Here is a 13499-nt window from a genome sequence, read left to right on the forward strand (position 1 = left end):
CGTTGATGTAAATGCCAACCTGAACGTCAACTACGCTGATGAAAACAAAAAAGAATCTACCGCCGTCAAAGGCGATATGAATGCGACCAATGTTGTCATCAACGCCAAAGACTCTGCTGAAATCGCATCCAACATTACTGCCAACAACAACGTCAACATTACCGCAGGCAACGGCGTAACCTTCACCGAGTCAGCCAATACTGCCTCCAACCAAGGTACAGCCGTTAATGTCGGTATCGGCGCTGGTACGACAATCAATGTTGAAACCGGTGTTGCCGTTCCTCACGTCAATGGCTCTGTCGGCGTCAACAAAACCGATAACGCTTCTTCTACCGCCACAGGCGCGAATGTAGCGGCTGGCAATGACATTAAAATCAATGCCAACAACGGTGACGTCAACCTGCACGGTACCAACCTGGTATCCAACAACTCCGTTGAAGTAGAAGGCAACAAAGTCAATACTTCCGGCGCAATCAGCAGCGTTAACGAAAAAAACCTGACCGTCAATGTCAACGGCAGCTACGCTTCAGGCAAACCTGACGGCGGCATCAACGCCAAAGGTAAAAATGAAGCCAACGTAACCAATACGGCAAACACCATCCAAAGCGACAATGTTGTTATTACTACCGGCTCTCCAACCGGTTTGAGCGTCAACAATACGACCATCAACGGTAATAATGTTGCGCACTACTATGACTACAGTAAAGCTCCTGCGGCGAACCGTTATACCTATCGTCCTCGCCAACCAAGATACGCCAAACGCCGTTTGCGCTACTAAGATGCGCTATTGAAGTCATTTAATAGTCATTAAGACATGCCGTCTGAAAATAGAAAGTTTTCAGACGGCATTTTTATCATCAATGCAAAACCACACACTATCTCTGTTATGATAATGCCTCGCTAATATTATTCCGTTCCAACCATGTCTTCCGCCCTTCCTTTTGATGCGCTTACACTTTCCATCGACGGCACCAACCTTATTGAAGCTTCTGCCGGTACGGGTAAAACCTACGGCATTGCCGCGCTCTTTACCCGACTGATTGTTTTAGAAAAAAAAGACATCGAGAAAATTCTGGTCGTTACCTTTACCAAAGCGGCGACGGCAGAACTGAAAACCCGTTTGCGCGCGCGTTTGGACGAAGTGTTGCAGGTTTTGAACGAAATCCAAACTTTGGGCGGCAAGCCGGAACATATTTCAGACGGCCTGAACAAATATTACGAAAAAGAGAAAAAATCCCCCGATGACTTTCTCAATCGCTTGATTCCTTTGGCTTTAGGTGAGCAAGACGGACAGGAAAGCTGCCATCGCCTGATTCTCCGCCTCAAAGCCACGCTGAGCCAGTTTGACAACGCATCGATTTACACCATCCACGGCTTCTGTCAGCGCGTTTTGCGCGATTATGCGTTTTTGTGCGGCGCGCCTTTGGATGTCGAGCTATCGGACGACTCGCGCGAGAGGCTGCTGATTCCTGCGCAGGACTTTTGGCGGCAGAAAGTGGCAACCGATACCACATTGGCACAATTGGTTTTTGACCGGAAATGCACGCCTGAAGAAATGCTTGCCGAAATCAAAAGCTACACCGGCCGCCCCTATCTGAAATTCAGACGGCCTGAAGGCAGTTTGAAAGAAGCCCAAGCCAACCTTCAAGAAACATGGCAAAAAGTTTGCGGTCAGTTGGAAGACTTGGAAAAAGCGTTTTGGACAATCTTGCCCAAACTTAATGGCCAGACCTACAAAAGAAATACCTTTGAAAATGTTTTTATCGATTTAAAAACAAACGCCGAATCCAGTCATCTGCCCCGCCTGAGCAAACAAACGCTAGGGAAATTAAGCCTCTTCAGTATCGACACGCTCAACAGCAAACTGAAAAAAGAATATAAAGCCGATGCCGATGCGCCAGAAATTATCCAGCTGCAAGCCTTGGCCAATCTCGGTCGTGATTTGCAGGCAATGGAAAGCGCGGAAGAAGCGGTCTTTATCTGCCTGCAACTCGACCTCCTTTCCTACATCAACCAATCTATTGCCGAACAAAAAAAATCACGCCGCGAGCGCGTGTTTGACGATTTGCTGCTGGACGTCCATCAGGCATTGACCACCAATGAACACGGCAACGCATTGGCAAAAGCGGCGGCGGCAAACTGGGAAATCGCGCTGATTGACGAATTCCAAGATACCGACCCATTGCAGTACGAAATTTTCCGCCAAATTTTTATCGAACAAGGCTGCCCGCTGTTTCTCGTTGGCGACCCCAAACAGGCGATCTACAGCTTTCGCGGTGCGGACATTTACGCCTATCTGCAAGCCGCGCAAGATGCGGACAGGCATTACACCCTCGCCGTCAACTACCGCAGCCATGCCAAGCTGATTAACGGCATCAGCGCCTTGTTCAAACAAAAAAAACACCCCTTCGTGTTGGAAAACATCGATTACAGCGATGTCTCCGCCAGCCGCGCCGAAAGCCGGCTGTTGCCACACCGCCCCGCCATCCAAGTGCGCTGGCTCAATACGGACGATCAAACCGGCAAAGAGATTTTGCGCAGCCGAGCCGCCGAATATTGCGCCGATGAAATTGCCTTTGCGCTCAATGAAGCGGCCGAAGGCCGTCTGAACTTCAAAGGCCGCGCGTTGGAGTCCGGCGATATTGCAGTCTTGGTGCGCACCAACAACGAAGCAGCGATGATTGCCGGTAAACTGAAACAGCGCCGTATCCAAAGCGTGTTGCTGTCGCGCCAGTCCGTTTTCGATTCTGCCGAGGCCGACTCGCTGTCCGCGTTGATCGGCTTTTGGCTCAACCCAAGGCAGACTGACTGGCTGCGCTTTGTCTTGACCGGCGTTTTGTTCGGCTATACCGCCAAAGAGATTTACGAACTCAACCACAACGAACACCAGCTGCTCAAATGGCTGGAGTCGTCTGCCGAAGCCATGGAAAAATGGCGGAAAGGCGGCATTTTTGCCGCCGTGCAGCAGTTTGCCGCCCTACATAATATCGAAACACGCCTGCTCAAAGGCGGCAACGAACGCAGCCTGACCAACTACTACCAAATTTTGGAGCTTTTGGCCGAAGAAGACAGCCAAAGCCGCAACCCTGCCGCCCTGCATAAATGGTTAAACGAACAAATCAGCCGTGCGCGCAGCGGCCATTTCCCGTCAGACGCGCAAACCATCCGTCTTGAAAGCGACGAAAAACTGGTCAAAATCGTTACCATGCACGCGTCAAAAGGTTTGCAATATCCTTTGGTTTACTGCCCCTTCGCGTGGGATACCAAAGACAATTCCAAAGAAAACTGGAAAATCCTGCATACGGACAACCACGAAACCGAGCTGCTGGCGAAATCGCAAACCTCGGAAGCAGAACTAAGCCATCTGGCCGACGAAAAGACGGCGGAAGATTTACGCCTGCTCTATGTCGCCCTTACCCGCGCCGAAGAACAGCTCAACATCTACGCCGCCGCCAACAAATACTGTACGCCAAACAATCCTTTTGCCTATCTGCTCGAAGGTTTGCCGGATGCCGACCGCGAAAGCGTCAACCAAAGCTATAAAAGCGCGACAGATGTTGTGGAAATGCTCAAGCTCAACTGGCAACGCTTTATCAAAAATGCGCCTGAAAATACGGAGTTTGCCTTCACGGAAGAAGCCCCGCCGGAAACCGTCTACCAATACAGCCGCCAGCAAGACCAAGCTTTTGGCGCACATAGCATCAAACGCCGCGATTTTGACTTTATCCGCCACACCAGCTTTACCGGTTTGAGCAGACACACCAAGTCAACCGACGAACAACACGAGCCTTTGCAACCTGCCATCGACCCGGCAGAAAGCGCAGACCGTGCCATGCCGTCTGAAAACCTGCCGTCCCCACTTTCAGACGGCCTTGATATCCACCATTTCCCCCGCGGCACCAATGCCGGCGTATGTTTGCATGAAATGTTGGAAAAACTCGACTTCGCCGGCTCAGCCGAGAGCCAATCCGAAATGATTGCCGAAGTTTTACAACGCCACAGCTTTGAAGACAAATGGCTGCCTACGGTAAGCGCCATGCTCGACACCTGCCGCCTGACGCCTTTAATCGGTGAGAGCCTGTCGCAGATTCCGCCGACCCGACGCCTGCCCGAAATGGGGTTCACCCTGTACATGGACGATTTCAAACTGGACGACTTGCGCCATTGGTTTGCCTCAAGCGAAGCAAACCTGTCGCCCGAATGCGTCCAAGCCGCGCAACTGCTTGATTTCCATGATTTACAAGGTTATTTGAACGGCTTTATCGATATGGTTTGCCAAGATTCAGACGGCAATGTCATTTTAATCGACTACAAATCCAACCATTTGGGCAACGATACAAGCGCGTACACGCAACAAGCGATGAACGAATCCGTGGCGCATCATCACTACTACCTGCAAGCCCTGATCTACGCCGTTGCCATTGCGCGCTACTATGCCCTGCGCGGCAAGCCGTTGACCAAAATCGCCATCCGCTACCTCTTCCTACGCGGCATGGACGGCTCGGAACGAGGCATTTGGAAATGGGACATCGATACCGCCCTGCTTTCCACTTTTGTTGAACGAAAAACAAATTCTTGATAAATCATTTTGTTAAACCGTCAAAAAGGCCGTCTGAAACGTTTTCAGACGGCCTGTTTAAACGGCTGCCGATATGGTTATGGAACAATATTGTCCTGCGCCCTATCTTCAAAAGGAAAGAATGCTTTTCTATTTCTTTATAACCAAAGCGTCTGCTGCTGGTTTTTCGGCAGTAAATGACTCACACCGATACCGATCAGGCGGAAGGCGTCTTCGCGTTGCGGCGGTATGCGTTGCAACAAAGTATGCGCCGCCTGAAGCAGTGAAGCGTTGTCGGGCAGGACGGAAGAATACGTCAGCGAACGCGTAATAATGCGGAAATCGTGGGTTTTGAGTTTGAGGGTAACGCCTTTGGCTTCGACGTTTTTGCGTTCTATTTGCCGCCAGAGATCTTCGGCAAGGTGCGGTAAATGGCTCGAAGCCTGCGCCAAAGACAAATCTTCGGGCAAGGTGATTTCGGTTGAGATTTGCAGGCGTTCGCGTTCGGCTTTGACCGGCCGCTCGTCGATACCGCGTGCCAAATCGTAAAGGCGGTAGCCGTAACGGCCGAAATGGTTTAAAAGTTCGCCGCGCTCAAAACGGCGTAAATCGCCGGCGGTCTGCATACCGAGGGTATTCATCTTTTTCAGCGTGACTTTGCCGACACCGGGAATCTTACCCAACGGCAGGCTCTCCAAAAACACCATGATTTTTTGCGGCGGCAGCACAAACTGCCCGTTCGGCTTGCGCCAGTCGGACGCGATTTTTGCCAAAAACTTATTGGGCGCGATGCCTGCGGAGGCTGTCAAACCGGTTTCTTCAAAAATCTCGGCACGAATGCGTTTGGCTACCTCGCTGGCGTACGGGATATTTTCAAAATTTCGGGTAACATCCAAATAGGCTTCATCCAAAGACAAAGGTTCGATCAAATCGGTATAACGCCGAAACACGGCATGAATCTGCGCCGAAACTTGGCGGTACAAATCAAAATGCGGCGGCACAAACACCGCCTGAGGACACAGCCTTTTCGCCGTCGCCACCGACATGGCCGAGTGCAAACCGAATTTGCGTGCTTCATAAGAAGCGGCACAAATGACCGACCGCGTACCGTCCCACGCCACAACGACGGGCAGCCCTTTCAGGTGCGGCTGCTCGCGCAGTTCTACCGAAGCGTAGAATGCGTCCATATCGATATGGATGATTTTGCGTTGGGACATGGGAAAAGGTGGATAAGAAAAAGGCTTATTGTAACAAAAGGCCGTCTGAAGTTTCAGACGGCCTCTATGTTTAAGCCTTATTTTTTACTGGAAAGCTGGTCAAATAATCCGCCGTCGGCAAAGAATTTTTTCATGATTTCTTCCCACGATCCAAATTTCTCATTCGGATTAAATGTCTCAATTTCAGGGAAATCGGCTTTGTGTTTCGCCAATACTTCGGCATTGCGCGGACGCAGATAAAGATTGGCGGCCAACTCTTGGGCCTGTTCGCTCCAGAGGTTTTGCAGATAGGCTTCGGCAGCGGCGCGTGTTCCTTTTTTATCGACTACGCTGTCCACGACGGCAACCGGCGCTTCGGAAAGAATGGTGTAGCTTGGGTAGACAATTTCAAACTGGTCTTGGGTCAGCTTTTTGCTGACGTAGTTGGCCTCATTTTCAAAGGTAACCAAGACATCGCCGATATTGCGTTGACTGAAGGTCGTCGTCGCCGCGCGGCCGCCGTTTTCAAACACAGGTGTGTTTTTCAGCAATGCAGCCACAAAATCTTTGGTTTTGCCTTCATCGCCGTTATTCACTTTCAAACCATAACCGTACGCACCCAAAAAGGCGTAGCGGCCGTTGCCGGTGGTTTTCGGGTTGGCCAAAACGATTTGCACGCCGTCTTTGGCCAAATCGCCCCAGTCTTGGATGTGTTTCGGATTACCTTTGCGTACCAAGAAAACGACGTTGCTGGTATACGGCACGGCATTGTCCGGCAGGCGCGTGTTCCAATCGGCTTTGACCAAACCTTTTTTCACCAAAAGCTCGATATCGGAAGTCTGGTTCATGGTCACCACATCGGCAGCCAAACCATTAGCGACAGCCAGAGCCTGCTTGCTGGAGCCGCCGTGCGACTGTTGGACTTCAACCAACTGTCCGCCGTTTTTTGCGGCAAACTCTTTGACAAATAAAGGATTGTATTCTTTATAAAAATCGCGGGCGACATCGTAGGAGACGTTCAGCAATTTGACTTCTCCTCCCTTACCTCCGGCAGCTTGAGAAGCATTGTCGGCGGATTGTTCGGCTTTTGGCGAGCACGCGCTCAAAGCCAGTGCGGCGGTCAAAGCGGCAAAAGAAAGCGTACGGATATTCATGGTCGACTCCTGTTGAAAATATGGGAGCACTTTATCGGGATTGGATGCAAACTGGAAATAATGTTTGCTTTCGCGTTTATCAGTTTTGGTTATATACAATCCGTGCGGAAGTCGGGAAAAAATGCCCACACAGATAAGCATTACGATAAATTATATATACATCAATCAGATAAAGATTAAAGCAGCTATTTATACAAGATAAACATACGTTGCAAACAGCATGACCCAATACGTCAGGCCGTCTGAAAATCCAATATAAATAATTATTTATAATTAAAAAATCTAATCCTTTTTATTTACAAAAAATGCAAATAAGAGTAATGTTTCTACTCGCCAAAATACAAGGCCTTTCATTCAACAACAAAATGGAGTGTAGAAACTATGAAACAATGGATGCTTTTAGGATTGCTGGGATTAGGCGCAGTGGCGCAGGCGCACGATGTTTGGGTGGCCGCACCGACACATCAACCTGCCGGCCAAATCCTGCATGCGGATTTGGGTTACAGCCATGACTTCCCCAATGTCGAAAAAATCGCCGATGACCGCGTGCATATTTTCAAACCACTGCAATTGACCGGCAGCTCAAAGAAAACCGTTGATTTGGTAAATAAAGGCGAAAACTATCAATACGTTTCCAAAGCCGCTTTGCCTGAAGGTTCTTACTGGGTCAGCGCAACCTACAAACCGACTTTCTGGTCGAAAAACCAAGACGGCTGGAAACAGCAAAACTTGAAACAGCTGGCCGGCGCCACCTATTGCGAACAGGCGCAAATGTTCGGCAAAAGCTTTGTCCAAGTGGGCAATGGCGCAGTTGATGAAGCTGTATTGACCCGCCCTATCGGCCAAGAGCTGGAACTGGTTCCGCTGAAAAATCCGAACGAAGTCAAAGCGGGCGGTATTTTGCCGGTCAAAGTCCTGTACAAAGGCGAGCCTTTGGTTAAAGCCACCGTTACCGCCAGCTCGGACACTTTGGCCGAAATGGACTTGGAATCGACCCACGACCACCGCGAGCCTCAAGGCTTCTCCGGCAAAACCGATAAAAACGGCGTGGTCAATGTGATTATGTTGATTGATGGTTTGTGGAAAATCAAAGTGGTAAACGAGACCGATTACAGCGATAAAAGCGTATGTCAACAAGACAACGCTTACGCAACGCTGATCGTACCTGTCGGTACCAAACGCGCGGCTGCACGCCATGCCCTCCATCATCAACACTAACAGCCATTAACAAAAGGCCGTCTGAACTTTCAGACGGCCTTAATTTATTCCCATTCATAACCCAAATTTCTAAAAAAACGGGAGTATGTTTCCAATCTATCCTCATTCAATTGGGCAAACCGGACACGATTGCAGCCGGTCAAGACCACATTTCCCATCCAGTGCGCCCCAAAGACACGCTCTAAAGGGACATTCCTCATTTGATTGATAAACGGTACTTCTAAAGAAAATTGCGTAGCAATATTCGGAGGCGCAAATTTCAAACCCAAGTCCTGCAATCTATAACGGTGTTGCGCCGTCAAAAACATATCCTCGTGGTGCAGCCGCACCAGCCATTCCATACCGGCAATTTTTCCGTCTTTCGGCGGCAAAGGCGGCCGGATTTCTACATTTAAGCCCAGTTGCCGCGGCATGGTTAAAAGCCGCTTGCTGCGCAGGCTGAAACCGCCGTTCTGCGGCTCGTCCAAATTCGGGGAAGTCTGAATCAGATGCTGTTTGGCCAAATATTGGTCGGTCCCCTTCAGGAAAAACTGCCCGTCGGCTTCGGTTTCCAACAAAATCGGCAAAGGTGCGCCGATATAGTCATATTCCCGATAGGCATCCTGCCAGTTTTGACCGTTCAACACCCAACCGTCATTTTGAACAATCAAACAATAATCAGTATCGATGTAATACATCAGTTGGTACAAAACAAACAGATTGTATTCCAGATAACCGAATTTCCGGCAAGGCTGATGTCGGATATTTTCCGGCAAACCTTGCGGACAGCTCGGGCTGATCAGCAATCCACGGCTGCCGGGCAATTCGGCACAGCTACGGATAATGGCATACATCGTGCCCCCGGTATAAGAATCTGCGCCGGTAATACCAACCACGGTAATGTCAGTAAAACTCATTAATATATTCCCCTGTTTCAGACGGCCTTTGAGTTATTTACGACGCCTTATTGCAGATATCTTTCAAGCGATACAAGGCATCCAAGGCTTCGCGCGGCGTGAGGTTGTCGGGCTGAATTTGCGCCAACGCTTCAGCCAATTCATTGTTCTGCAAATTATCAACAGGCTCAACTTCTTGTTCTTTCCCTTCCTCTTCAGCCCCATTTTCAGACGACATGGCACTGAAAATATCCAACTGCGGACGGTTGGCGGCGGCTTGGTTTTCCAAATCGTTTAAATGCTTTTGAGCCGCTTTCAAAGCGCGGTTGGGCAGACCTGCGAGTTTGGCGACGGCGATGCCGTAGCTTTTGCTGGCGGGGCCGGGTTCGATGTGGTGGAGGAAGACGATGTCTTGTCCTTGTTCGAGCGCGGAAAGGTGCATATTGACTGCCGTTGCGTGGGCTTCGGGCAGTTTGGTCAGCTCGAAATAGTGGGTGGCGAAGAGGCTGAAGGATTTGTTTTTTTGCAGCAGGTGTTCGGCGATGGCGTGCGCGAGGGCGAGGCCGTCAAAAGTCGAAGTACCGCGTCCGACTTCGTCCATGAGGACGAGGGATTGGTCGGTGGCGTGGTGGAGGATGTAGGCGGTTTCGCTCATTTCGACCATGAAGGTGGAGCGGTTGGAGGCGAGGTCGTCGGAGGCGCCGATGCGGGTGAAGATTTGGTCGATGGGTCCGATTTGGGCGGCATCGGCGGGGACGAAGCTGCCGGTGTGCGCCATGAGGACGATGTGGGCGACTTGGCGCATGTAGGTGGATTTGCCGCCCATGTTGGGGCCGGTCAGGAGCATGAGGCGGTGTTTGTGGTCGAGGCGGGTGTGGTTGGCGGTGAAGTGGCGCACTTGTTGCTCGACGACGGGATGGCGGCCGTTTTCGATATGGATGACGGGGTAGTCGGCGAACTCGGGGCAGACGAAGCCGCGTTCGGCGGCGGTGGCGGCGAAGGTGGAGAGTACGTCGAGGACGGCAGCGGCTTTGGCGGCTTTTTGAAGCTGGGGAAGGGTCGTCTGAATGTCTTTGAGGAGGGCTTCAAACAGGCGTTTTTCCAATGCCAATGCCTGCTCTTGCGCGGTCAGGACTTTGTCTTCGAAGGTTTTGAGTTCGGGGGTGATGAAGCGTTCGGCGTTTTTCAGGGTCTGGCGGCGTTGGTAGTCGGCGGGGGCTTGTTCGGCCTGGACTTTGGATAGCTCGATGTAGAAGCCGTGGACGCGGTTGAACTCGACTTTGAGGGTGGAAAGGCCGGTGCGTTCGCGTTCGCGCGCTTCGAGGTCGAGCAGGAATTCGTCGCCGTGGTTTTGGATGTGGCGCAACTCGTCAAGTTCCGCGCAATAACCTTGGTTGATGACGCCGCCGTCTTTGAGCCAGACGGCGGGTTCGGGCATTACAGCGGCTTTGAGGGTTTCGGCGACGGGCAGGGTTTCGGGGAAAACGGCTTTGAGGGTTTCTAAGAGACTACTGCCCTCGGCGGACAATTCGATTTCAGACAGGGCAAACAGGCTGTCGCGCAGGGCTGCGAGGTCGCGCGGGCGGGCGTTGCCGACGGCGATGCGGGCGGCGATGCGTTCGATGTCCGCGATGTTTTTCAGACGACCTTGCAGGGCTTCGTATTGCGAACCCAGCGCGGCAACGGCTTCTTGGCGGGCGCGGATGTGGGCGCGGCTGCGTAAGGGGTGGTGCAGCCAGAGTGCCAAGAGGCGGCTGCCCATGTGGGTGGCGCAGCTGTCGAGTATGGAAAACAGGGTTGGCGATTTTTTGCCGGAGAGGGTTTGCGTGATTTCGAGATTGCGGCGCGTGGCGGCGTCCATGCCGATATATTGGCTGTCGGTTTCGAGCGAAATGCCGTCCAAGTGTTGCGGCATCAGGTTTTGCGTCAGGCGGATGTAGTTCAACAGTGCGCCCGCCGCGCCGACGGCGGCTTCGTGTTCCTTGCCGTCCAAACCGAAGCCGTGCAGGTCTTGGCAGCCGAAGTATTCGGTCAACAATTTCGCGCCCGCATCGGCGGCAAACTGCCATGAGTTCAGGCGCGTAATGTTGGCGGAGGTCGTCTGAAAACCATCAGGCAGGCTTTTGCCTTCGGGCAACAGGATTTCCGCCGCCTGCAAACGCGCCAGCTCGTCGGCGAGTTTGTCCGCCGTCGTCAGCTTGGTTTTGAATTCGCCGCTTTGCAAAGAAGCCCACGCGATGGCGATGTGTTTTTTATCCGCGTTCACCGCCACGATGCGGTTGGTTTCCTTGTCTTCCAGAAACGCCGCGTCGGTCAGCGTGCCAGGCGTTACGATGCGCACGACTTTGCGCTCCACCGGCCCTTTGCCCGCGCCGACTTCGCCCATCTGCTCACACACTGCCACGCTTTTGCCCATCTTCACCAGCCGCGCCAAATACTGCTCCGCCGCGTGAAACGGCACGCCCGCCATCTTAATCGGTACGCCGTCCATCTGCCCGCGCGTGGTCAGGGTGATGTCCAGCAGCTTTGCCGCCTCCACCGCATCATCCAGAAACAACTCGTAAAAGTCGCCCATACGGTAAAACACCAGCTTGTCGGCGTGTTGCGATTTGATGGCTAGATACTGCTGCATCATCGGGGAAACGGTGGGTTTGGACATGGAAAAGCCTTAGGAACGCAAAAGCGTTATTGTAACAAAAGGCCGTCTGAAAAACAGGTTTCAGACGGCCTTTAACAGCAGCTTGGGTTTAAGCCAAAGCCACTTCCAAATTATCAATCAGTCGCGTTGTACCCAGACGGGCGGCGGCAAGCACCACCAATTCTTTATCGCCAACATGAGCCACTGCCAAGCTGTGTGCATGGCGGATTTCAACGTAATCAACCACCCAGCCGGCATCGGTCAAATGGCGGATACATTCGGCTTCAAGCTGGGCGTAATCCAGATTGCCGTTTTTCAGGGCAGCGGCAATATTTTGCAACTCTTGATAGAGGCGCGGCGCTTCTGCGCGTTCTGCTTCGCTCAAATATTGGTTGCGGCTGGAAAGTGCCAGGCCGTCTGAAGCGCGGCCGGTGTCGACAGGAACAATGTCGATATTGAAGTTCAAATCTTCAACAAAGCCTTTGATAATCGCCAGCTGCTGATAGTCTTTTTTGCCGAAGCAGGCGGTATCAGGTTGAACAATGTTGAACAACTTGGTCACAACAGTCGCCACGCCGCGGAAATGGCCCGGACGGAATTTGCCGCACAATTCGTTTTGCAAGTGCGGAGGCTCGACATTGAAACGCTGTTCCACATTCGGATACAGCTCTTTTTCATCAGGCGCGAACACGACGGCAACGCCCTCGCCTGCCAATTTGTCGGCATCTTGTTGCAAAGTGCGCGGATATTTATCGAAATCTTCGCCTTGTCCGAATTGCAGGCGGTTGACAAAAATACTGACCACAACGTTATCGGCACGTTTTTTCGCTTCGCGCACCAGCGCAAGATGGCCTTCGTGCAGATTGCCCATAGTCGGCACAAATGCCACTTTTCCGGCGGTTTTGCGCCACTCGCGCAATTCTTTAATCGTATGAATGATTTGCATGGTTTGAAAAATCCTTTATATTTTCCGCCGTTTCACCAACGGAAATCACGGGCCGATTATACGCTTTTATTCATCAAAAAGACCGTCTGGAATAAGTTTCAGACGGCCTGGTTTTTATTTTATCCGGCAAACGTATGTTCGACAGATGGGAACGTTTTTGCTTTGACTTCGTCCACATAAGCTTTGACCGCGGCTTGAACGCTGTCTTTGCCCTGCATAAAGTTCTTCACGAATTTGGCGGTTTTACCGGGGAAAATGCCGAGCATATCATGCATCACCAAAACCTGACCGTCGCAATCCACGCCTGCTCCAATACCGATGGTTGGGCAAGAAACTGTCTCGGTCACTTTTTTCGCCAACTCTGCAGGAACGCATTCCATCAATACGATTGCCGCACCTGCCACATCATGCGCTTTGGCGTCGTTGAGCAACGCTTCTGCCTTGTCGCCGCGGCCTTGAACTTTATAGCCACCGAATGCAAACACGGATTGCGGGGTCAGGCCGATGTGGGCGCAAACAGGGATACCGCGCATTTGCAGAAATTCAGTGGTCTCCGCCATCCAGACACCACCTTCAAGCTTGACCATATGCGCGCCGGCCGCCATCAACTCTGCCGCTGCCGCAAATGCCTGCTCTTTGCTCTGCTGATATACGCCAAACGGCAAATCGCTGACAATCATGGCATTTTTAGTACCGCGAGCCACACATTCAGTGTGGTAGCACATATCCTGCAAGCTCACCGGCAAAGTGGACTGACGACCTTGCACCGCCATGCCCAAAGAATCTCCTACCAGCAATACATCCACGCCGGCATTGTCCATCAGCGCGGCAAAGCTGGATTCATAAGCGGTCAGCATGGCGATTTTTTCGCCCTCTGCTTTCATTTTTTGCAAAGTGTTTACGGTAATCATGGT

General features: G+C 51.7%; 9 protein-coding genes. 3 read left to right on the forward strand and 6 right to left on the reverse strand.

Annotated elements, in window-relative coordinates; translation table 11 throughout:
* The first annotated feature begins 76 nt into the window (after nt 1-76).
* Nucleotides 77-778 (forward strand): hemagglutinin repeat-containing protein, encoded by a 702-nt coding sequence (locus O3660_RS01360; RefSeq protein ID WP_049351391.1) that lies wholly within the window; start codon nt 77-79, stop codon nt 776-778.
* Between the two features lie 144 nt (nt 779-922).
* Nucleotides 923-4579 carry an exodeoxyribonuclease V subunit beta gene (gene recB, locus O3660_RS01365; RefSeq protein ID WP_049351392.1) on the forward strand — a complete coding sequence of 1219 codons (3657 nt, stop codon included), beginning with the start codon at nt 923-925 and terminating at the stop codon, nt 4577-4579.
* Nucleotides 4580-4716: 137 nt separating this feature from the next.
* On the opposite strand, the gene dinB is transcribed toward recB, so the two are convergent.
* A complete protein-coding gene (dinB, locus tag O3660_RS01370; protein ID WP_371464464.1) occupies nt 4717-5775 on the reverse strand; it encodes a DNA polymerase IV in 1059 nt (352 codons plus the stop codon).
* A gap of 77 nt (nt 5776-5852) precedes the next feature.
* The gene (locus O3660_RS01375) at nt 5853-6902 is read right to left on the reverse strand and encodes a sulfate ABC transporter substrate-binding protein (RefSeq protein WP_210398841.1); all 1050 of its coding nucleotides are present in this window, start codon (nt 6900-6902) and stop codon (nt 5853-5855) included.
* A gap of 387 nt (nt 6903-7289) precedes the next feature.
* On the opposite strand from O3660_RS01375, the gene O3660_RS01380 reads away from it, so the two are divergent.
* Complete coding sequence (locus O3660_RS01380; protein ID WP_049351394.1) at nt 7290-8126, forward strand: DUF4198 domain-containing protein; 837 nt, start codon at nt 7290-7292, stop codon at nt 8124-8126.
* A gap of 44 nt (nt 8127-8170) precedes the next feature.
* Here the strand turns inward: O3660_RS01380 and O3660_RS01385 are convergent, their stop codons facing one another.
* The 4 genes from O3660_RS01385 to panB all read right to left on the reverse strand — a co-directional run bounded on the left by O3660_RS01385 (nt 8171) and on the right by panB (nt 13496).
* Entirely contained in the window at nt 8171-9022 is an 852-nt protein-coding gene (locus tag O3660_RS01385) for a DUF5672 family protein (RefSeq protein WP_049329715.1), read from the reverse strand.
* 37 nt (nt 9023-9059) lie between these two features.
* Nucleotides 9060-11660 (reverse strand): DNA mismatch repair protein MutS, encoded by a 2601-nt coding sequence (gene mutS, locus O3660_RS01390; protein ID WP_371464465.1) that lies wholly within the window; start codon nt 11658-11660, stop codon nt 9060-9062.
* 88 nt (nt 11661-11748) lie between these two features.
* Nucleotides 11749-12585, reverse strand: coding sequence for a pantoate--beta-alanine ligase (gene panC, locus O3660_RS01395; RefSeq protein WP_371464466.1), 837 nt, complete (start codon nt 12583-12585; stop codon nt 11749-11751).
* A gap of 119 nt (nt 12586-12704) precedes the next feature.
* Complete coding sequence (panB, locus tag O3660_RS01400; protein WP_049351397.1) at nt 12705-13496, reverse strand: 3-methyl-2-oxobutanoate hydroxymethyltransferase; 792 nt, start codon at nt 13494-13496, stop codon at nt 12705-12707.
* Nucleotides 13497-13499: the final 3 nt, after the last annotated feature.

It is taken from the genome of Neisseria sp. 27098_8_139, from assembly GCF_041433195.1.
In the GTDB taxonomy this organism is placed as follows: domain Bacteria; phylum Pseudomonadota; class Gammaproteobacteria; order Burkholderiales; family Neisseriaceae; genus Neisseria; species Neisseria subflava.

Excerpts from the sequence above, each read along its gene's own strand:
- O3660_RS01360 (WP_049351391.1), top strand. The coding sequence starts at position 77 with ATGAATGCGACCAATGTTGTCATCAACGCCAAAGACTCTGCTGAAATC.
- recB (WP_049351392.1), top strand. The coding sequence starts at position 923 with ATGTCTTCCGCCCTTCCTTTTGATGCGCTTACACTTTCCATCGACGGC.
- dinB (WP_371464464.1), bottom strand. The coding sequence starts at position 5,775 with ATGTCCCAACGCAAAATCATCCATATCGATATGGACGCATTCTACGCT.
- O3660_RS01380 (WP_049351394.1), top strand. The coding sequence starts at position 7,290 with ATGAAACAATGGATGCTTTTAGGATTGCTGGGATTAGGCGCAGTGGCG.
- O3660_RS01385 (WP_049329715.1), bottom strand. The coding sequence starts at position 9,022 with ATGAGTTTTACTGACATTACCGTGGTTGGTATTACCGGCGCAGATTCT.
- mutS (WP_371464465.1), bottom strand. The coding sequence starts at position 11,660 with ATGTCCAAACCCACCGTTTCCCCGATGATGCAGCAGTATCTAGCCATC.
- panC (WP_371464466.1), bottom strand. The coding sequence starts at position 12,585 with ATGCAAATCATTCATACGATTAAAGAATTGCGCGAGTGGCGCAAAACC.
- panB (WP_049351397.1), bottom strand. The coding sequence starts at position 13,496 with ATGATTACCGTAAACACTTTGCAAAAAATGAAAGCAGAGGGCGAAAAA.